This window comes from Faecalimonas umbilicata, from assembly GCF_004346095.1.
GTDB classification, from domain to species: Bacteria; Bacillota; Clostridia; order Lachnospirales; family Lachnospiraceae; genus Faecalimonas; species Faecalimonas umbilicata.
Genome location: NZ_SLZV01000015.1, coordinates 25,898 through 45,940, shown reverse-complemented (window position 1 = coordinate 45,940; position 20,043 = coordinate 25,898). Strand labels below are relative to the sequence as shown.

The window sequence follows — 20,043 nt, the reverse complement described above, 5'->3', positions numbered from 1 at the left end:
GTATCCTCTTTCTTTCCATATTTTGTATACTGCAAAGAAAAGTTTCTCCGATTTTCTTTAACCTTCACTATAACATGGAACCTTATGGATGAAAAATTGTTTATTTCTATAATGCTTATTTATACTATCTATAAATTTCACTTTACAAAGAACCAAAATAAACAGCCTGCCAAAACACCCGGTCTCCTCGACCGATCTGCTCTGGCAGGCTGCTTTTCACTGCTGTATGATCTGTATTTATTTTTTATTTGAAATAGTCCTTATCCTACTTTCAGTTTAAACTTCTGGATCTCTTTTTCGCTTGCGACTTTCTCAATCATCGCACCAAGCCCCTGCAGTTTCTTCTCAAACTGTTCATATCCTCTCTGGATGTAGACAATATCATCTACGATCGTGATTCCATCCGTCGCAAGTCCTGCAATCACAAGCGCCGCTCCTGCTCTTAAATCCGGTGCGCTGACACGAGCACCTGAGAATTTTTCTACTCCTTCAATCGTTGCAGAATTTCCTTCTACTTTGATGACAGCTCCCATTCTTGCAAGTTCATCTAGATATTTAAAGCGATTTTCAAAAATACTCTCTGTAATGATACTTGTCCCTTTTGACAGAGCTAACGTCACGCCAATCTGTGGCTGCATGTCGGTCGGGAATCCCGGATATGGAAGTGTCTTCACCTGTGTGCTTTTTAAGCGCTTGTTTGCCACAACTCTGACTGCATCGTCAAATTCTTCTACCTGGCATCCCATCTCCTCTAATTTAGAAATCGTTGCCTCAAGATGCTTTGGAATTACATTTAATACTGTGATGTCTCCCTTTGTCGCTGCGGCTGCAAACATAAATGTTCCTGCTTCGATCTGATCCGGAATAATAGAATATTCTGTCTTGTGAAGCTTCTGCACACCACGGATCTTGATCACATCAGTTCCTGCTCCCTTGATGTTGGCTCCCATGCTGTTCAGGAAATTCGCTACGTCAACGACATGTGGTTCCTTCGCAACGTTCTCAAGAATGGTCAGTCCATCTGCCATCGCCGCTGCCATCATAACATTGATCGTTGCACCTACGGATACTACGTCAAAGTAAAGATGTGTACCTTTCAGTGTCTCTGCTTCTGCAAGAATCTTTCCATGTTCAATCTCAACTTCTGCACCGAGCGCACGGAATCCTTTCAGATGCTGATCAATTGGTCTGCTACCGATATTACATCCTCCCGGAAGCGCAACCTCTGCCTTATTGTACTTCCCGAGCAGAGCCCCAAGTAAATAGTAGGAAGCCCTGATCTTCTTGATGTAGTCATAGTCTATGCTAAAATCACCGATTGTGCTTCCGTTAATCTTCACTGTATGTCTGTCAACTCTCTGGATCTGGGCTCCGATGCCCTCCATCGCCTCTAAAAGTACATTAATATCATTTACATCTGGTAGATTGTCAATTGTCACAGTCTCATCCGTCATAATCGCTGCTGCAAGAATTGCAAGTGCTGCATTCTTTGCGCCGCCAATCTCCACTTCACCTACGAGCGGACTGCCGCCCTTGATTATATATTGCTCCATATCGCACCTCTATTGTTCCATTTATTTTACTTCATCTGATTTTCAAGTGATCGTTATCGCCCCTTCTGCCATCCTAACTGTCGAATCCCTATCTCTTATCTATGGGACAATAACCTGTAATTTCTTTTTAGTCCACGGAGTATTATAGCACATATTTCTTATTTGTAAAACAATTTTCATTCTCTCTGATCGGTCCGACGCCCAGTCCTTCTGTTTTCAGCCCCGAAATTTGCCTCTTCTTTGTCACTCTTTTTTCTGCTTAATACTTATCATGTCAAAAGAACTCTCCAAATATACGATACCGGAACGGTTTCTAAAATTTTCATTTTCTCGTTTTGTCCCGCATCTCTATAGTATTTTACCATATTTTTGTCTCTCCGTCCAGCGCACACTTGTTCTCATGTCCCGCTCATCTTTCTTGCACGCCGCACATTCGTCCGCAGACAGCCGAGGAAAAATTTTTTCTTCTATGTTTCAGCATACAATTTTCATCTGCACTTTAATAGTATCTTCTCCCTCTTTTTCTGTGATCACTTCTCCTCTTAAACAATTCCTGGAATAACAGAATCTCAATAATTTCCCTGAGATGTTGATCTCTATCCCTCCGATTTCTTCCGTTTTGCTGACGCCCCATCTGCAGATACTGCTGTTCCACATCTTCTTCATCTGCCATCTCCAGTTCCTCTTTTTCTTCCCGCATCATTCTGTCATATACCCGCCTGCACATCAAACGGAGCTGAAGCTGGTCAGGATATTCATCATACATCATGCTCCCCTCATATTCCATCCGGTCGCACTCATCCTCTACATAAGGCAGAACCTTTTTTGCCGTCTGTGGATACATACTTTTCATATACTCAAAATCGTAGCGTTCAATTCTTTCGTCATCATACTGAAGCGGCATAGGATATGCCATATAATATGGTAACCGATAATCCATAAAAATACCTGCGCTTTCCTGTTTCATCTAATTTACTATATGAAAAAATATCCAAAGCGTGAAAAATACAAAAAAATACGTTCTGAATGAAATCTACTCTCATTCAGAACGTATTCTGTTTCGTCAATCTTTGTTATTTTACTGCGTTCTGCCTTGCAATCGCTTTCTTTAATGCGACTTCTGCACGGAGTATGTCAATTCCGTCCTTCTTTGCAAGTCTCTCTTTTGCACGCTCTTCCGCTTTCTTTGCACGCTCTACGTCAATCTCCTCCGGCCACTGTGCATCTTCTGCAAGTACCGTGATCTTATCCTTCTGAATCTCAACAAATCCACCGAGGATTGCTGCTTTCTTCACTTCCGATTCATTGTGGATCTTCATAACGCAAGGCTCTAAGATCGTTGTAAGCGGAATATGGTTCTGATATACACCCATCTCTCCTTCGACCGATACAAATTCGAGGAATGTCCCCTCGCCTTCGTAGAATACTTCATCCGGAGAGATGATCTTCAATTCAAATCTCTCTGCCATAGGAACTCCCTCCTACTTCACGCGAGCAAGTACGTCATCAATATTTCCTGCGTTCAGGAAGTAACCTTCCGGAATATCATCGTGTTTTCCTTCGAGGATCTCCTTGAATCCCTGAACAGTCTCACTGATCGGTACATAACGTCCTTCAAATCCTGTGAACTGTGTCGCAACGAAGAACGGCTGTGATAAGAATCTCTGGATCTTTCTCGCACGGGATACAGTAAGCTTATCGTCTTCGGAAAGCTCATCCATACCAAGCATTGCGATGATATCCTGTAATTCTTTGTATTTCTGAAGAATTTCCTGCACACCGCGGGCTACATTATAGTGCTCTTCGCCTACGATATGTGGATCAAGCATTCTTGATGAAGACTCCAGTGGATCTACCGCCGGGTAAATACCAAGCTCTGTGATCGCACGGGAAAGTACGACTTTCGCATCCAGATGGGCGAATGTCGTAGCCGGAGCCGGGTCAGTCAAGTCATCGGCAGGTACGTATACAGCCTGAACGGATGTGATAGAACCGTTCTTTGTAGATGTGATACGTTCCTGAAGAGCTCCCATCTCTGTCTGAAGTGTAGGCTGGTAACCTACGGCTGAAGGCATACGTCCAAGAAGCGCTGATACCTCTGAACCTGCCTGTGTGAAACGGAAGATGTTATCGATAAACAGAAGTACGTCCTTTCCACCTTTGTCACGGAAATACTCTGCCATTGTCAGACCTGTCAGACCAACTCTCATACGAGCTCCAGGTGGCTCATTCATCTGTCCGAATACCATGGCTGTCTTATTGATAACTCCTGATTCTGTCATTTCGTAGTAGAGGTCATTTCCTTCACGGGTTCTCTCTCCTACACCTGTAAATACAGAATATCCACCATGCTCTGTTGCAATGTTTGTGATAAGTTCCTGGATCAATACTGTTTTACCTACACCGGCACCACCGAACAGTCCGATCTTACCACCTTTCTGATATGGACAAAGTAAATCGATTACTTTGATACCAGTTTCCAGCATTTCTGCTTCGGTTGCCTGCTCCTCGAATGTAGGCGCTTTTCTATGAATCGGTTCATATTCCACGTCTGTCGGAGCCGGTTTCTCATCGATTGCTTCTCCAAGTACGTTGAAGATACGTCCTAATGTATGTTCTCCAACCGGTACTGTGATCGGCGCACCTGTCGCAACCGCATCCATTCCGCGCACAAGTCCGTCTGTCGGACCCATGGCGATACATCTTACTGTATCATCTCCCAGATGCTGCGCAACTTCTACAACTAACTTTTCGCCATTGGATCTTGTGATCTCAATCGCTTCGTTAATCTCAGGAAGCTGGCCCTCGGCGTATTTTACGTCCAATACCGCGCCGATGATCTGAGTGATTTTACCTATATTTCTCTCTGCCATCTTTTCACTCCTAATCTGTTTTCCAATACTACAATGCCTCTGCACCCGCGATGATCTCAGTCAGTTCCTGAGTGATCGCACCCTGACGGGCTCTGTTATATTTCAATGCCAGGTCTTCGATGATCTCTTCTGCGTTGTTTGTCGCAGAATCCATCGCCTGCATACGCGCACCATTTTCACTTGCAACGGCCTCTACAAAGGCTCCGTAGAGAATGCTTGTCATATATTTTGGAACAAGCAGTCCGACTGCCACTTCCTCCTCAGGCTCAAAGTTCATCAGTGTCAGTTTGTCCACAGAACTTTCTCCCTCTTTTTCCTCCTCTGCGATTGCAGCGGTGTCTACCGGAAGTAATTTTGTAAGTGTCGGAATATGACTTACAGTATTCTTGAAGAATGTGTATGCCACATAGATCTCACCGATCTCCCCTGCCGCAAAATCAGTCAGAAGTCTTTTGCTGATCGCCTGTGCATCACTGTAAGAAGGTTCTTCGATCACGTCAGAGAAATCTTCCACGATCTCATATCCCTTTCTCTCCAATGCTTCTGCACCTTTATGTCCGACCGTATACAGACGGATATTTTCTTTCTCGATTCCACTTCCAGTAATCAGTTTCACGATATTAGAATTGTATCCGCCTGCAAGACCTCTGTTTGATGTCACAACTACGATTCCGACTTTCTTAGAGTCGCTCTTCTGCAAGTATGGATGCTCAATGTTTCCTGCTTTTGCAAGCATGGAAGTCACCGTCGCATACATGCATTCGAAATATGCTTTTGAATTTTCCGCGCGGGTTCTTGCTTTTTGCAGCTTTACAGTAGAAATAAGTTTCATGGCTTTTGTAATCTGCTGTGTACTCTGCACACTGCTTCGACGTCTTTTAATCTCTCTCATTGATGCCATGATATAGTTCTCCTCTCACCTGAATGGTAATCGCTACCGCACTAAAATTCTGCTTTAAATTCATTGATTGCTTTTACAAGTGCTTCTTCTGTCTTGTCAGAAATTACTTTTTCTGTACGGATTGCTTCTGGAATTTCCGGATATTTTGTCTGAATAAATTCAAACAGTCCTTTTTCAAAACGAAGCACATCTTCTACCGGAATATCCAGCAGATGTTTCTGTGTTGCCGCATAAATGATGATAACCTGGTATTCTACCGGCATTGGCTGATACTGTGGCTGCTTTAACATCTCTTTGATGCGGGCACCCTGTGCAAGACGTTCTGTCGTATCTGCATCAAGCTCAGAACCGAACTGTGCGAAAGAAGCAAGCTCACGATACTGTGCAAGGTCGATACGGATCGGTCCTGCGATCTTTTTCATCGCTTTGATCTGTGCAGAACCTCCAACACGGGATACGGAAATACCCGGGTTGATCGCCGGTCTGAAACCAGCATTGAACATCTCTGTCTCGAGGAAGATCTGACCATCTGTGATAGAGATAACATTTGTAGGGATGTATGCAGATACGTCACCTGCCTGTGTCTCAATGATCGGAAGTGCTGTCAGAGAACCTCCGCCTAATTTGTCAGATAATCTTGCTGCTCTCTCTAACAATCTAGAGTGCAGATAGAATACATCTCCCGGATAAGCCTCACGTCCTGGTGGACGACGGAGCAGTAAGGAGAGTGTACGGTAAGCTGTCGCATGTTTGGACAAATCATCGTATACTACGAGAACGTCCTCTCCATTTTCCATCCATTCTTCACCGATCGCACATCCTGCATATGGTGCGATGTACTGAAGAGGTGCCAGCTCACTTGCTGTAGATGCAACGACTGTTGTATAATCCATTGCACCATGTTCTTCAAAAGTCTGAACGATATTTGCAACAGTAGATGCTTTCTGTCCGATCGCAACGTAGATACATTTTACGCCCTGACCTTTCTGATTGATAATTGTGTCGACTGCGATCGCTGTCTTACCGGTCTGTCTGTCACCAATGATCAACTCACGCTGTCCTCTTCCGATCGGCACCATGGAGTCGATCGCTTTGATACCTGTCTGTAATGGAGTATCTACGGATTTACGAGAGATAACTCCGGAAGCAACTCTTTCGATCTGGCGGAAAGATGTTGCCTGAATCGGTCCTTTTCCATCGATTGGCTGACCTAACGCGTTTACTACACGGCCTAACATGCAATCACCGACCGGCACTTCTACTACACGGCCTGTTGTCTTTACAGTATCACCTTCGTTGATGTTTCTGTTATCACCTAAGAGAACCGCACCAACGTTGTCTTCTTCAAGGTTCAATACCATACCATATACTTCTCCAGGGAACTCTAACAACTCTCCCTGCATTGCATTTTCCAGTCCGTGGATACGCGCGATACCATCGGCTACCTGAATAACCGTTCCAACATCAGATACTTCTAACTCTGATGCATATCTTTTAATCTGTTCTTTAATGACAGAGCTGATTTCTTCTGGTTTTAAATTCATGGAGCGAATCCACCTTCCTTCTATTTTTTGCGCTCTAGTGAATCTGGATCTTTCTCAACTGTTTTGATAATTCATAGAGCTTCGTCTTAATACTGCTGTCCACAACACGGTCTTTGATACGGATCACCATGCCTCCGATCAGACTTTCATCAACATCGTAATTCATCTCAAATGTCTCATACTGTGTTGTCTCAAGCAGACGTTTCTCGATATCACTTTTCTGTTTGTCGCTCAGCGCAAAAGCTGTCGTCACATTTGCGATACCGATCTTCTTTTCTTCCTTTACAAGTCCGATAAAGTATTCAAATACGGACACTGTATCCGGGTAATGACCTTTTGTGATCAATAATGTCATCAGTCCAATGATCTCGCGGGATACATGACCGCCGAATGTTTCTTCGATGATCTTCACTTTATCTTCTTTGATGATCTTCGGATGATTCATTAATCTGCTCAGTTCTTCGTTTGTGCGTAAAACTTCCAGCACATCCTGAACCTCTGTGAAGAACAGATCCATCTTGTTCTCCTCAACAGCAACGGCAAACAATGCATCACCATATGTTTTAGAAACTAACTTAGCCATGTACGTTCACCCATTTCTTTTAATGTTTCATCGATTAGACTTTCCTGTACATTTGTATCGATCGAAGCCTTTACGACTTTTCCTGCCATAAGAGAAGCAATTGCTACCATCTCCTGCTTCATCTCATCCAATGCACGTTTCTTCTCTAATTCAACCTCTGCGTTTGCACGCGCTATAATACGGGCTGCCTCTTCTTTCGCTTCTGCAACAATCTGTGACTCTGTCTTCATCGCTTTCTTGCGGGCTTCGCTCAGGATGACCTGCGCTTCTTTGTCCACTTCTTTTAACTTTGTCTCATATTCTTCTTTGAATACGACAGCATCTGCTCTCTCTTTCTTTGCAGTATCCTGTTCTTCCTTTACCCGTCTCTTACGCTCATCAAGCATCTTTCTGACCGGTTCAAATAACAGGTAGGACAACAGTGTGAAAAGTACGAACATCGCAATTGCAAGTGTACACGCATCGAACAGCAGTTGTGCATCCAGGTTAAATAAACGTTCCAAGGTTCAGCCTCCTTCCTTCTATTATTTTCATCTCTTCCGTTTTTCAATCTGCTTCTGTACGGAATCTCTTTTTTATAACTGACCTAATAATGGGTTAGCGAATAATAAGATCAGCGCGATAACAAGACCATAAAGACCTGTTGTCTCTGCTACGGCCTGTCCTAAAAGCATTGTGGATGTGATGTCTGATTTTGCTCCCGGGTTTCTACCAACTGCAGATGCACCATGACCTGCTGCAACACCCTGTCCAATACCAGGTCCGATACCTGCGATCATCGCAAGACCTGCACCGATTGCTGAACACGCTAAGATTAATGCTTCGTTTGTAATTTGACTCATAATAAATTCCTCCTGTTTTACAATTCATTTTCGTAAAATTTCCCTGCCTGCTAAGAGGCTGATTATTCTGCTTCCGGTAATTTATCATTGATAAATACCATTGACAGCATACAGAACACATATGTTTGAATACATCCTGAGAAGATGTCAAAGTATATGTGCAAGATACCTGGCCATCCGATTGCGAACTTCGATAACAGGCCATATAAAAGACCCATGATAACTGTTCCGGATACAACGTTTCCGAACAGACGCAATGAAAGCGAGAACGGTACCGCGATCTCACCGATCAAGTTGATCGGGAATAAAATTGGCAGCGGTTTAAACAATCCGGTGAATGCTCCGACCTTGTTGTAACGAATGTTATTATACTGGATCAGTATAAACGTTATCACACCAAGTGGAAGTGTTACACCGTAATCCGCTGTCGGTGGACGAAGTCCAAGAAGCCCTGACAGGTTGCTGACGATCAGGAATAAAAACAGCGTTCCGATATAATTCCGGTAAGGGATTCCATTTTTTCCCATGCTGCCTTTTACCATGCCGTCCAGCGCTTCCACAACCATCTCTGCAATGTTCTGCAATGTTCCAGGTTCCCCTTCGGTATCCCGGAGCTTACTGCGGACAATGAGTGCAAAAATGATAAGAAGTACGCACACAACCAGTACACTGACATGTGTCGTTGTCAGCCACAGTTCCTGCCCAAACAAGTGAAATTTGACAAGCCCGTGTATCATAAAATCAGGTCCGTCTGCAGCTAAAATTCCTAAGCCAGTTCCCACATGATCACCCTCCTTTACTTAGATTTTTGGAGTCTTACAAATACTCTGTGCGTCCACGGCTGGAGATACGCCGAGATCTTCAGACTCATAACGCCGATCAGCGCCGCAATGATATTGCCTACCTGAAAGTAAGCTGTCACTCCAAATACGACTGCAACAACAAAAAGACGGATCACATATGTCTTACGCATATGCTTCGGTGCACCCTCTTCCCCAAAGTCAAGAGCATCCTCGATCGACCGCTTCATATGTATCATCATACCGAGTGCCGTTGCAATTCCGATCCAGAGACCAACCGCAACAGACAACGTATTATCCGTCACGACCAGACAGATGATCTGTGCCAGAATTCCATATACAATTATGCCAGCCGCCAGTTCCTTCACTGTATTGTCTGCACTATTCATCTTGATGTTCCTCTTTCTCTTCTGGATCTTCATTTGCATGTTTTGCCAAGTAATATGTGTTGCGTCCTCCGGCCAGCACACCCATGATCACCAATGGGATAAACAGTGAAATGGAGAACTTTTTTTCCAAAAACACCGCAAGAAAAACGCACAAAAAAATAGGGGTGATCATACTTAATCCAAGCTGTGTAATAAGTGCAAATGTACGATACACACTTCTTTTATACTTCATAACTCGATCCCTACTTTCAATTCATATTTTCCTGTCCTTTTTATTATAACATTTTTAGGGTTCTTGTCTAGGTTTTTTACAGTTTCTTTATTAATTCTGTCTATAATTTTAGTGAATCTTCCTATGATTATATATCCCATTCTAACCGGTGTAAATGCCCCTCTAAATTCATTCCTGCGAACTGATTCTGACGAAGTGCCTCATAAAGTACGATTGCCACAGAATTTCCAAGGTTCAGTGAGCGGATATCCCCTACCATCGGAATACGGATACTGTCTTCTTTATGGTGGACTAAAATCTCCTCCGGGATCCCTGCGCTCTCCTTCCCGAACATGATATAACAATCCGGCTCATACTTTACATCCGTATAGACATTTGGCGCCTTTGTCGTCGCCATATAGATCTTTGCCCCCGGATTTTTCTCCAGAAAATCATTGTAATCAATATAGGTTGTCACATCCAGCTGATCCCAGTAATCCATACCGGCCCGTTTGATTGCTTTTTCATTTAGTCGAAATCCAAGCGGTTCGATCAGATGCAGGCGTGTGTTTGTTGCCACACACGTCCTCCCGATGTTTCCTGTATTCGCCGGGATCTCCGGCTCAAATAACACGATATTTAACATTTCTTCTGCCTCCTTTATCTCTTTTGCTCCCTCAGACGTTCAATAAATCTTTCCAGCCTTCCAAGCGCCACCTTCAGATCTTCCAGAGAATATGCGTAAGAAATACGGATAAACCCTTCTCCACTTGCCCCGAAGGCAGTCCCCGGCACAACTGCCACCCGCTCTTCCTCGAGAAATCTCGTGGCGAATTCTTCTGATGTCATTCCAAACTCGGAAACATCCGGGAACACATAAAATGCTCCGTACGGCTCAAAACATTTCAGCCCGATCCTTCTGAACTCATGCATGAGAAATCTTCTTCTCTGATTGTAAGCTTCCCGCATCTCATCAACTTCCGGCTGACAGTTTCTAAGTCCTTCGATCGCTGCATACTGGCTGTTTGTCGGCGCACACATAATCGCAAACTGATGGATCTTAATCATCTGCTCAATAATCTCCGCCGGACCACACGCATACCCAAGCCGCCACCCTGTCATCGCAAACCCTTTGGAAAATCCATTGATCATGATCGTCCGCTCCCGAAGCCCCGGAAACTCTGCGATCGATACGTGCTCTCCCTGGTAGCTCAATTCTGAGTAAATTTCATCCGAAATCACAAACAGATCATGCTCTTTTACTACTTCCGCGATCGGTTCCAGATCCTCCCTTGTCATGATCGACCCCGTTGGATTATTTGGAAATGGCAGGACAAGAATCTTTGTGCGAGGTGTTATTGCCGCCTCCAACTCCTCTCTTGTCAACTTAAACTCATTTTTATTTTGAAGAGGGATCACAACCGGCACACCGCCTGCAAGTACCGCACACGGAAGATACGATACATAACTTGGCTGTGGGATCAGCACTTCATCACCTGGATCGAGCATTGCACGCATTGCGATATCAATTCCCTCGCTCCCGCCGACTGTCACGACTACCTCTGACTTTGGATCGTATATGACAGATGTTTTTCTCTGAATATAATTACAGATTTCTTCTTTTAATTCCTTCAGCCCAGAGTTTGATGTATAAAATGTCCTTCCCTTTTCCAGAGAATAAATTCCTTCCTCCCGGATCCGCCAAGGTGTGTCAAAATCCGGCTCCCCAACTCCAAGAGAAATGGCATCTTTCATCTCATTGACGACATCAAAAAACTTACGGATTCCCGAAGGCTCTATTTCTACTACTTTTTTTGCTAACGGATTCCTCATTACGGTGTCACCAACATCCTTTCTGATTCTGTCTTTGCCACAAGTACTGCTCCATGATCTTTGTACTTCTTCAATACGAAATGGGTCGCTGTGCTCAGCACGGCATCCAGCGGCGCCAGTTTTCCTGACACAAATTCAGACACTTCTTTTAAAGTCCTTGCCTTCAGTGTGATCAGAAAATCATATCCCCCCGAGATCAGATACACCGCATTGACTTCCGGATAGTTGTAAATTCTCTCTGCAATCCTGTCAAATCCCTGATTTCTCTGTGGTGTCACTTTTACCTCGATCAAAGCAACCACCTGCTCCTCACCGGTCTTCTCCCAGTCGATCAGCGTATGGTAGCCACAGATGATCTTCTCTTTCTCCATCTGCGCGATCTCATTTGCAATCATCACCTCATCTGAGCCGAGCAGTACTGCTAACTCCTGCAGATTTATTTTGCTGTTCCTTTCAAGATATTTTAAAATCTCTCTTCTCATTATACTTTCCCTTCTTTCCTGTCCTGTTCGATAAATGACTCATAGATCCTTGCAAGCTCATCCGGCTGAGGTCTGTCCAGAAAACGCCGCTCGCTTCCCCCAGACAACACGCGCTCCTTCCGGTTCGTCGCATGTCCTATGACCGCTGCCTGCTTTCCTGCCTCCTGAAGTTTCTGCACAAGCGCCTCTCCATTCTGTGTAAAGATCAGAAGACTTCCCACTGACGTCATCTGATACGGATTCAAGCGGAAATATTCGCAGATTTCTACTGTTTCCTGCTGAATAGACATCTTCTTCATATCTGCTTCCAGCCCTACATCAGCTGCCTCGGCTGCTTCCCACAGTGTCGCCAGAATTCCTCCCGGACCGATCTGATAGATTGCCGAAGCGCCATGCTCTCTGGCAGTCCAGATCTGTTCCAGCGCAAACAATTCCTGCTCCATCCCTTTGATTCGATTCAAAAATGCCGGAACAAATCTCTTCGCCAGCTCTTCTTCTTTCCTGCCTGCAACCCGCAGCATTCCCTCAAGCCCGATCCATCCTGCAAGCACAATATCCTGCCCTGCTTCTGCTACCATCTTTTGAGGAATCTCTTCTTCCGCCGTTCCAACTGCATTGACATGCACAATCGCCTCGCAGATGGCGGGACTCACTTCTGCCTTGGCACAGAGGATCTGAAGATTCTGCCTCTCTGCCGCCTGCTCCATCCATTCTACCATCGCCTTCAATCTGGATTCGTATGCATAAGGCGGAAGCTGGATCTGCACATCCACACCGATTGGATCTGCACCTCGGGCAGCAATATCATTTACCGCTCGCGCCATCGCAAATATGCCGATACTTTTCGCACTTCCATACACGGAAGTCCCGGAAAAAATCACCGGAGCCGACTCTTTTACGCGGATCCCCGCACACATTTCCTCAGAAGCCGGTTCAAACATCGACTCATCTCTGACAGTATGTAATTGTTTTAAAATAGAACGCTTCAGCACAGTTCCTGACACATTCCCTATTTTCATGCTTTCCCAGTCCTTTCTTTTGTTCTGCCCATCATCTGTTCTCTGCTCCTATATGATTAGAACAAATATGGCACAACTCCGGTCAGAATCATTGCTACAATAATTACGATAATGATCACCGATGCAATCTTTCGAAATTTCTTATTATAAAAATTCATTGTTCTTCTTCCTTTCTTCCACCAACTACTCTTGCACATTTCTTCCCTTCCTGCCGGAAGATATTTCTTCATTCTATACCGTTTCTTCCTCTTTTGCAAGAAACCAAAAGCGGATTTTCCCGAATCTTTTTCTAAAATACTGTTTCTTCTTCCATCTCACAAACTTCTACCACACGCGCCTCATAGTTCAGTGGATTCCGATTCTGATAATCAAATAAAAGTACCGTCTCTCCTCTGGCAGCATCTTCGGTCACTCGATAGCCAAACCGTTCGATATGTGTCATCTTCCGCAACTGTCGTTTGTCCCATTTTTCATATCCGACAAGATACTTATGTGCTTTTGCTTCTTCATCATAAAATTGCTGCTGCTCTTCTTTTTTCACCGTCTCTTCTCCTGCAAATGCCGGTCGGCTTTTTGCATTTTCCCTGAGATAAAAATCAAAAATAAGCAGTTCCCGATACAATTCTTCCCTCTCCGGATCTATCCTCTTCGCAAATGCATACAGAATCTCATACCGTGTCACCCTCGCGTGACTTAAAAAGGTCTGTCCCTCTTCATCATAATATGCGCCCAACTGCTCATACATTGAAAAGGAATCCGGAAATGCCTTTTCAAGCGCCCCAAGTGTGTACGAAAACTGTCTGCTGTTATAGTAAACTTCTACCATCTCTTCCACCCTCTTCAGGCGAAGCACATCGCTGTAAGGAAGCCACTTTGTGTAAAGCACTTCATACGGTGGTCTGCTCTTATACACAAGCCCATACTGTTCCTTCTGTTCCTCCATATAGGAGCCTTTCAGTACTTTCAGAAAACCTAACTGTAACTGTTCCGGTGCAAGCGCATAGACATCGTTGAAAGAGCTTCGGAAGCTCTCGTAATCTTCATACGGAAGCCCCGCGATCAGATCCAAATGCTGATGGACATTTCCGTAAGCATTGATCTGTCTGACGATGCGTGCCACCTCTTCAAACTTCATCGTCCGGCGGATCTCCCGGATCGTCCTCGCATTGGTAGACTGTACGCCGATCTCCAGCTGGATCAGTCCCGGTCGCATCTGACTGATCAAAGAAAGTTCCTCCTCATTCAGGAGATCAGCCGACACTTCAAAATGAAAATTCGTAATCCCATTGTCATGCTCAATCAAATATCTCCAAATCTCCATCGCATGTCCGTGCTTACAGTTAAACGTCCGGTCTACAAATTTCACCTGCGGCACTTTTTCATCAAGGAAAAACTGTAATTCCTTCTTCACGAGCTCTAAATCACGGAAACGCAGGCACTTGTCTACTGAAGAAAGGCAGTAACTACAGGAAAATGGACATCCTCTGCTTGTCTCATAGTAAACGATCTTATTCTGAAAATCTTTCATGTCATGGTAGACAAATGGGACTTTGCTCAGATCCATTACCGGGCGCCATGGATTCTCCAGAATCTGCCCTTTTTCTCCCCGGTAAGTGATCCCGTCAATCTTCTCCAGACTTCCACCTTCCATATAATAATGTACCAACTCCCGGAACGTCTCTTCCCCTTCTCCCTTCATCACTCCGAATACTTCCGGAAGTCTCTGAAGAACTGCCGGACTGTCATAAGATACTTCGGGGCCTCCGATCCAGATTGGCACTCCCGGAAGAATCTTTCCTGCCTCCCTCACAAGCTGCTCTACATAATCCAGATTCCAGATATAACAGGAAAAGCAAAGAATATCCGGTTTCTTCCGATACAGATCCATCAAAATATTATCTACCTGCTGGTTGATCGTATACTCCGCAATTTGTATCTCTTCCCGATATTCCGGCACATACGCCCGAAGACTGTACACGGCCAGATTGGAATGGATGTATTTCGCATTGATCGCTGTTAATAAAATGTTCATATACGCCTCTTTTCTGCGCCAACTGTACCTTGCGGCAAATCTGCGCCTGAAATATTGTTTTATTTTACTATATATTGTACTTTTTCGCAATTCCCAGTTGACATTTTCACATAAACAAGGTAAAATATAGACTCGTGCAGCCGGGGTGTTAGCGGTACCTTGTACCCACAATCCGCTATAGTGGGGGTGATGTTACACGGAGGGCTTATGCTTGTGAAGCTGCCCTCGGAAAGTGGCGTTGAGGCTTGGGTCTTACGCGACGGAACTCTGTGAACCGTGTCAGGTCGGGAACGAAGCAGCACTAAGCAGAGACCTCCGGGTGCCGTAAGGGTGCCTGGGCTGAGTTAACTACCGAGGTAACGTTCGGGAGGTAAGTTCGAAGTGTAACGCACGAAAAAATATGAACTTACTTGCGGTGAGTGTCTTTCAGATGCTCACCGTTTTTTTATTTCCTCATTTACACTAGATTTCTCCGGTGGTAAAATACAGATAGACAAAATCTTTAACACAACGAATGAGCAGAAAGAAGGTTATCAAATGAAGGAATCACTCACAAAAGAAACACTGGAAGCATTTCAGAATGATTTCCGCGCAAACACACTTCACACTGTTGCGAAAAATGCCGTCACTGTAAATGGACTCTTAAAATCATCCAGAAACAGCGAGGCAGCCCGCAGCACAAGACACGAATTTTCCATCTCCCTTGAACAAGGAGAGATTACCAATCAGATGCAGAGTGGACGCTGCTGGATGTTCGCCGCACTCAACACATTCCGCTTTGAAGTCATGAAAAAACTGAATCTCGAGACATTTGAGCTGTCACAGAATTATACTTTATTCTACGACAAACTTGAGAAAGCAAATTATTTCTTAGAAAGCATTCTTGACACACTTAAGGAACCTGTAAATGGAAGACTGATCTCCCACCTTCTTACAGACCCGCTCGGAGACGGTGGTCAATGGGATATGTTGTGCAGCATTATCCACAAATACGGTCTCGTCCCGAAGGATGCGATGCCGGAGACAGCCTGCTCTTCTGCGACACGCGAAATGGCAGGATATCTGACAAAAAAACTTCGTGAATTTGCCTGCACCCTCCGCAAAGCGGACGAATCCGGGGCTTCTATCGATGAACTTCGCATGCAGAAAGAATCTATGATGAATGAAATCTACCGCATCCTCTGCATCTGTCTCGGTGAACCTCCGAAGACATTCGATTTTGAAGTGCGCGACAAAGATAAGAACTTCCATCGCGATGCACAGATCACCCCGCAGCAATTTTACGAAAAATACATCGGTCTGAATCTCGATGACTATATTAGCCTGATCAACGCTCCAACCAGCGACAAACCATACCACCGCAGCTACAGCGTCAAATATCTTGGAAATGTCAAAGAAGGACGCCCGGTTCGCTACCTAAATCTGGAAATTGAAGAGTTAAAGAAAGCCGCAATCGCACAGATGCAGGACGGTTCCCCGGTATGGTTCGGCTGTGATGTCGGAAAATATTCCTGCGGCGAGAACGGTGTGATGGATCTTGACCTCTATCAGACGGAAGAGCTTCTCGGTACCACCTACCATATGACAAAAGCCGAGCGTCTGGACTATCATGAGAGCCTTATGACACACGCAATGACATTTATGGGTGTGAATCTAGACGAGAACGGAAACCCAGATCGCTGGCGTGTCGAGAACAGTTGGGGAGAAAAATCCGGTAAGAAAGGCTACTACGTCATGAGTGATGCATGGTTTGACGAATATATGTACCAGGTTGTTGTCCATAAAAAATACCTTCCGGAACAATTTGTCAAAGAATATGAATCTGAACCGATCCTCCTCGAACCTTGGGATCCAATGGGCTCACTCGCATTATAATTTTTAAAAAAACAGAAGGCACTGGAAAGTTATCCACGTACCTTCTGTTTTTTTGCTTTCTTTTCCACAAATCGCCCTCTTATTCCACGGAGTTTTCCTCCGCTTTCTTTCTTGCCTTTTCTTCTCTCAGCTCCCGAAAGAAAGATTTCATCAACTGACTGCACTCCTCCTCCAACACTCCAATCTCCAGTTCTACTTGATGATTGAACTGCGGCACTTGCAGCAGATTAAAAATCGACCCTGCACATCCCGCTTTTGGATTCATACATCCGACAACAACTTTCTTCATCCTCGACTGCACGATTGCTCCCGAACACATCTGACATGGCTCCAACGTAACATACATAGTACAATCCTCCAGCCTCCAGTCATCCATCTTCCTGCTCGCCTTCCTGATTGCGATCAGCTCCGCGTGGGCAAGCGTATTCTTGTCAATCGTCCTCCGGTTATATCCTCTTGCAATAATTTTATCCTGATATACGATCACACAGCCAATAGGCACTTCTTTCAGCGCATATGCCTTCTTCGCCTGCCGAATTGCCTCTTTCATGTACTTTTCATCCTGATTCATCTTCCTGTTTCCTCTGCTCTCTTTCTACTGTCCTTTTTCTACTTTTCTGCACCAATATCCAAATCTCTCATAATCATTTCGCTCTTGCTCAGAAAGTGTGACCGGCAATCCTTCTGCTTCCCGAAATTCCAAAAAACCAAAGCACTCTGCCGCCTGCCGCTCTCTCCGGTGATAAATCCCCGGCACACCAAGTATGCAGTCATCCCCCTCCTCGATCAGAAGCAGATGATGATAATTGTAGTAACCATGCAGCAAAAAACTGTTGTTCGCCAGCTTCCACTCTCCGCGCGCAAGTTCCCCCAGATCATTTCTCCGAATTTTCCTGCATTGCAGGCGTTCCTTTCCACCGCACTCCTCATCGTCTGTCTGTCCCCCTGCACACGCACACTGCTCCGGATCAATCTCCTGTTCCAGCACACTTTCTTCCGCAAAGCTTTCTTCCGCCTCTGCGTCCTTTTCTTCACTTGACTTTTCTGCTATCTCTTCTTTTTGGCTTTCTCTTCTGACGCATCCGGTAAAATTTACTTTTACCGGCTGCCATACCGCCGCGTAGAGAACCTTCTCTTCACACTTGATCAAAATCCCATCCAGACCATCCAGCCGTTCCTCTGTCTCCACCATCTGCGATACACTCCCATGCACGATCGGAAGCTCCCCAAGAGAGACTATTTCACAACTGCCATGTTTCATGCAAAATCCAAAAATCTCCAATTTCTCATTTGCATGTTCCACGATTCCTTTCGCACTGATGCTAAAAACAGCTCCGTCTCTTTTCTGCTCTGCCCGGATAAAGCCAACATTTCTCACTGGTACAGATTCTTTATATTCATATAAATAACAGATTTGCTGTCCCATATTTCCGCAACATCCCTCAACTTGTCTTTTTCTTAATCTATGCACAAGCCAGGGAAAAAAGAACCAGAGCGTGTCTGAACTTCAGCTCCTCTGTACCTTCAAACACGCTCTGTCCTTCTATGAAACTAAAAATTTCTCTGTCAGTTCTTTAAAGCACTCACACTCTGCGATCTCTGTCACACTCTTCTCTTCCTGCTCCAAAAGCTTTCCTAATTCTACAATGTATTGTGGAATCTCACTTGCAAGCATTACTCCCTGAAGTTCTCCCATATGTGTATCTGCTCCGGAAACAGAACCTCCTACGAAAAGCTGGAACGCATCTTCCGACCGATCTCCGACTTTTACTTTTCTTCCCGCAAATCCAATCTCTGCCACCTGATGCCTTGCACAGCTGTTCGGACATCCACTGATCTGAATCATTGGCAGCCGGCTTTCGCAAAGTCCGGCTTCTTTCACTGCCGCAAGGATTCCCCTGCAAAGCTTCTGGCTCTGCAAAATTCCCATTTGGCAAGATGGAGTTCCGACACAACTCAGTGTACGTGCAACCGGTGTCTGCATCATATGCGCCATCATCGCCTGAAGCTCTTCCGCCTGCTCCCGTGTCAAGTTGCGGACATACATTTCTTCTTCCATGCTCAATCTAATCTGAGCCGCTTCCACTCGCTCCACAAATGCTGCGATCTTCTCAAGATCCTGCGCGGCAAGCTGACCACATACCGGGTGAAGGATCACTGTATAAAGACCTTCCTGACGCTGTGCGATGCAAGTACCATTCAAGTCTTCACAAGAAGACATTCCTTCTGCCACAACCGGCGCAATCTCCTCGAACTGATGTGTTTTTTTCACTTCTTCCAGATGTTTCTCAAAACATTCTAAGAACGCCTCTGTCCCCATTCTTCTCGGAATAAAACGCGTACGTGCCTTCGCCTTATTCTCATAATCCCCTTCTGCAATGAACAGCTGGATCATCGCCTCAACGTAATACAGCACTTCCTGTGGACGGACCAGTGACGGGTAAGTAACTGCTACTGCCGGACCTTGTCCCATCCCACCGGCAAGCCACATGCGGAACATCGGAATCCCCTTCTCAGACACTGCCATAAATCCCATATCATTGATAGAAGCAGCCGCCGTATCTTTCTCATCCGAAGAGAATGCCACCTTCAATTTTCTCGGAAGCTTGTATGAAGGAGCATTTCCAAGGAAATAGTTTCCAACCTGCAGCGCATACGGTGTCACATCAAATTCCTCTGCTTTTTCCACTCCCGCAAGCGGAGACAAGGAGACATTCCGCGGAAAATTACCGCCGCCTCCTCTTGTAAACAGATCATGATCGATCCCATCTTCCATAATATCGCATACACTGTCAATATCCAGATCATGAAGCTGCACTGCCTGTCTCGTCGTCAAATGTACTTTCTCCAGACCATACTTGTGCACATAAGAAAGAATCAGATTTAAGTGTTCCTTGGAAATCAATCCCGACGGTGTCCGCAGACGGATCATAAAGGACTTCTGATCCTGCTGCGCATATACACCCATCCCACCCGAAATACCTTTAAATTCTGCCTTGCTGATCTCCTTCTCCAAAAATCTGTGTCCTGCTTTTCTAAATTCTTGTACTTCACTTTTTTAAAACTCTTTGTAACTTTCCATATTTGCTCCTTTTCCTCTTCTCTT

22 protein-coding genes and 1 other RNA gene are annotated in these 20,043 nt (G+C 45.0%); 2 read left to right on the top strand and 21 right to left on the bottom strand.

Annotated elements, in window-relative coordinates; genetic code table 11:
* Nucleotides 1-260: 260 nt before the first annotated feature.
* The 18 genes from EDD74_RS08175 to EDD74_RS08095 form a co-directional block, all read right to left on the bottom strand.
* On the bottom strand, nt 261-1,553 hold the full coding sequence (locus tag EDD74_RS08175; protein WP_008976911.1) for a UDP-N-acetylglucosamine 1-carboxyvinyltransferase: 1,293 nt from the start codon (nt 1,551-1,553) through the stop codon (nt 261-263).
* A gap of 499 nt (nt 1,554-2,052) precedes the next feature.
* The gene (locus EDD74_RS08170) at nt 2,053-2,493 is read right to left on the bottom strand and encodes a hypothetical protein (protein WP_009263270.1); all 441 of its coding nucleotides are present in this window, start codon (nt 2,491-2,493) and stop codon (nt 2,053-2,055) included.
* A gap of 133 nt (nt 2,494-2,626) precedes the next feature.
* Nucleotides 2,627-3,022 carry an ATP synthase F1 subunit epsilon gene (atpC, locus tag EDD74_RS08165; protein WP_009263271.1) on the bottom strand — a complete coding sequence of 132 codons (396 nt, stop codon included), beginning with the start codon at nt 3,020-3,022 and terminating at the stop codon, nt 2,627-2,629.
* A gap of 12 nt (nt 3,023-3,034) precedes the next feature.
* A complete protein-coding gene (atpD, locus tag EDD74_RS08160) occupies nt 3,035-4,426 on the bottom strand; it encodes a F0F1 ATP synthase subunit beta (RefSeq protein ID WP_008976914.1) in 1,392 nt (463 codons plus the stop codon).
* 28 nt (nt 4,427-4,454) lie between these two features.
* On the bottom strand, nt 4,455-5,327 hold the full coding sequence (gene atpG, locus EDD74_RS08155) for an ATP synthase F1 subunit gamma (RefSeq protein ID WP_008976915.1): 873 nt from the start codon (nt 5,325-5,327) through the stop codon (nt 4,455-4,457).
* A 41-nt stretch (nt 5,328-5,368) separates the two neighbouring features.
* The gene (gene atpA, locus EDD74_RS08150) at nt 5,369-6,871 is read right to left on the bottom strand and encodes a F0F1 ATP synthase subunit alpha (RefSeq protein ID WP_008976916.1); all 1,503 of its coding nucleotides are present in this window, start codon (nt 6,869-6,871) and stop codon (nt 5,369-5,371) included.
* Nucleotides 6,872-6,905: 34 nt separating this feature from the next.
* A complete protein-coding gene (gene atpH, locus EDD74_RS08145; protein ID WP_008976917.1) occupies nt 6,906-7,454 on the bottom strand; it encodes an ATP synthase F1 subunit delta in 549 nt (182 codons plus the stop codon).
* Nucleotides 7,442-7,957, bottom strand: a complete 516-nt coding sequence (gene atpF / locus EDD74_RS08140; RefSeq protein WP_008976918.1) for a F0F1 ATP synthase subunit B — start codon at nt 7,955-7,957, stop codon at nt 7,442-7,444. Before atpF ends, atpH begins: the two co-directional genes overlap by 13 nt.
* A gap of 72 nt (nt 7,958-8,029) precedes the next feature.
* The gene (gene atpE, locus EDD74_RS08135; protein ID WP_008976919.1) at nt 8,030-8,296 is read right to left on the bottom strand and encodes an ATP synthase F0 subunit C; all 267 of its coding nucleotides are present in this window, start codon (nt 8,294-8,296) and stop codon (nt 8,030-8,032) included.
* Between the two features lie 62 nt (nt 8,297-8,358).
* Complete coding sequence (gene atpB / locus EDD74_RS08130; RefSeq protein ID WP_008976920.1) at nt 8,359-9,078, bottom strand: F0F1 ATP synthase subunit A; 720 nt, start codon at nt 9,076-9,078, stop codon at nt 8,359-8,361.
* A 14-nt stretch (nt 9,079-9,092) separates the two neighbouring features.
* A complete protein-coding gene (locus EDD74_RS08125; RefSeq protein ID WP_008976921.1) occupies nt 9,093-9,485 on the bottom strand; it encodes a hypothetical protein in 393 nt (130 codons plus the stop codon).
* Nucleotides 9,478-9,717: an AtpZ/AtpI family protein gene (locus EDD74_RS08120; RefSeq protein WP_008976922.1), complete on the bottom strand. Its 240-nt coding sequence runs from the start codon at nt 9,715-9,717 to the stop codon at nt 9,478-9,480. The genes EDD74_RS08125 and EDD74_RS08120 overlap by 8 nt, the downstream gene beginning before the upstream one ends.
* 127 nt (nt 9,718-9,844) lie before the next feature.
* Entirely contained in the window at nt 9,845-10,342 is a 498-nt protein-coding gene (locus EDD74_RS08115) for a tRNA (cytidine(34)-2'-O)-methyltransferase (protein WP_008976923.1), read from the bottom strand.
* A 14-nt stretch (nt 10,343-10,356) separates the two neighbouring features.
* The gene (locus EDD74_RS08110; RefSeq protein ID WP_116441559.1) at nt 10,357-11,529 is read right to left on the bottom strand and encodes a pyridoxal phosphate-dependent aminotransferase; all 1,173 of its coding nucleotides are present in this window, start codon (nt 11,527-11,529) and stop codon (nt 10,357-10,359) included.
* Nucleotides 11,529-12,011 carry an Lrp/AsnC family transcriptional regulator gene (locus EDD74_RS08105; protein WP_008976925.1) on the bottom strand — a complete coding sequence of 161 codons (483 nt, stop codon included), beginning with the start codon at nt 12,009-12,011 and terminating at the stop codon, nt 11,529-11,531. Before EDD74_RS08105 ends, EDD74_RS08110 begins: the two co-directional genes overlap by 1 nt.
* Nucleotides 12,011-13,030 carry an AIR synthase-related protein gene (locus EDD74_RS08100; RefSeq protein WP_116441560.1) on the bottom strand — a complete coding sequence of 340 codons (1,020 nt, stop codon included), beginning with the start codon at nt 13,028-13,030 and terminating at the stop codon, nt 12,011-12,013. The genes EDD74_RS08105 and EDD74_RS08100 overlap by 1 nt, the downstream gene beginning before the upstream one ends.
* A gap of 56 nt (nt 13,031-13,086) precedes the next feature.
* Nucleotides 13,087-13,260 (bottom strand): hypothetical protein, encoded by a 174-nt coding sequence (locus tag EDD74_RS15075; protein WP_158547679.1) that lies wholly within the window; start codon nt 13,258-13,260, stop codon nt 13,087-13,089.
* A 59-nt stretch (nt 13,261-13,319) separates the two neighbouring features.
* Nucleotides 13,320-15,062 carry a B12-binding domain-containing radical SAM protein gene (locus EDD74_RS08095; protein ID WP_116441561.1) on the bottom strand — a complete coding sequence of 581 codons (1,743 nt, stop codon included), beginning with the start codon at nt 15,060-15,062 and terminating at the stop codon, nt 13,320-13,322.
* 132 nt (nt 15,063-15,194) lie between these two features.
* On the opposite strand from EDD74_RS08095, the gene ffs reads away from it, so the two are divergent.
* Together ffs and EDD74_RS08085 are read left to right on the top strand one after the other, a co-directional pair.
* Nucleotides 15,195-15,456, top strand: an RNA gene (ffs, locus tag EDD74_RS08090) — signal recognition particle sRNA large type.
* Nucleotides 15,457-15,599: 143 nt separating this feature from the next.
* On the top strand, nt 15,600-16,937 hold the full coding sequence (locus tag EDD74_RS08085; protein WP_116441562.1) for a C1 family peptidase: 1,338 nt from the start codon (nt 15,600-15,602) through the stop codon (nt 16,935-16,937).
* A gap of 79 nt (nt 16,938-17,016) precedes the next feature.
* Here the strand turns inward: EDD74_RS08085 and tadA are convergent, their stop codons facing one another.
* The 3 genes from tadA to EDD74_RS08070 form a co-directional block, all read right to left on the bottom strand.
* Nucleotides 17,017-17,508, bottom strand: a complete 492-nt coding sequence (gene tadA, locus EDD74_RS08080; RefSeq protein WP_008976929.1) for a tRNA adenosine(34) deaminase TadA — start codon at nt 17,506-17,508, stop codon at nt 17,017-17,019.
* Nucleotides 17,509-17,532: 24 nt separating this feature from the next.
* Entirely contained in the window at nt 17,533-18,363 is an 831-nt protein-coding gene (locus EDD74_RS08075; protein WP_116441563.1) for a hypothetical protein, read from the bottom strand.
* A 117-nt stretch (nt 18,364-18,480) separates the two neighbouring features.
* A complete protein-coding gene (locus EDD74_RS08070) occupies nt 18,481-19,953 on the bottom strand; it encodes a nitrite/sulfite reductase (protein ID WP_242990110.1) in 1,473 nt (490 codons plus the stop codon).
* Between the last annotated feature and the right edge of the window lie 90 nt (nt 19,954-20,043).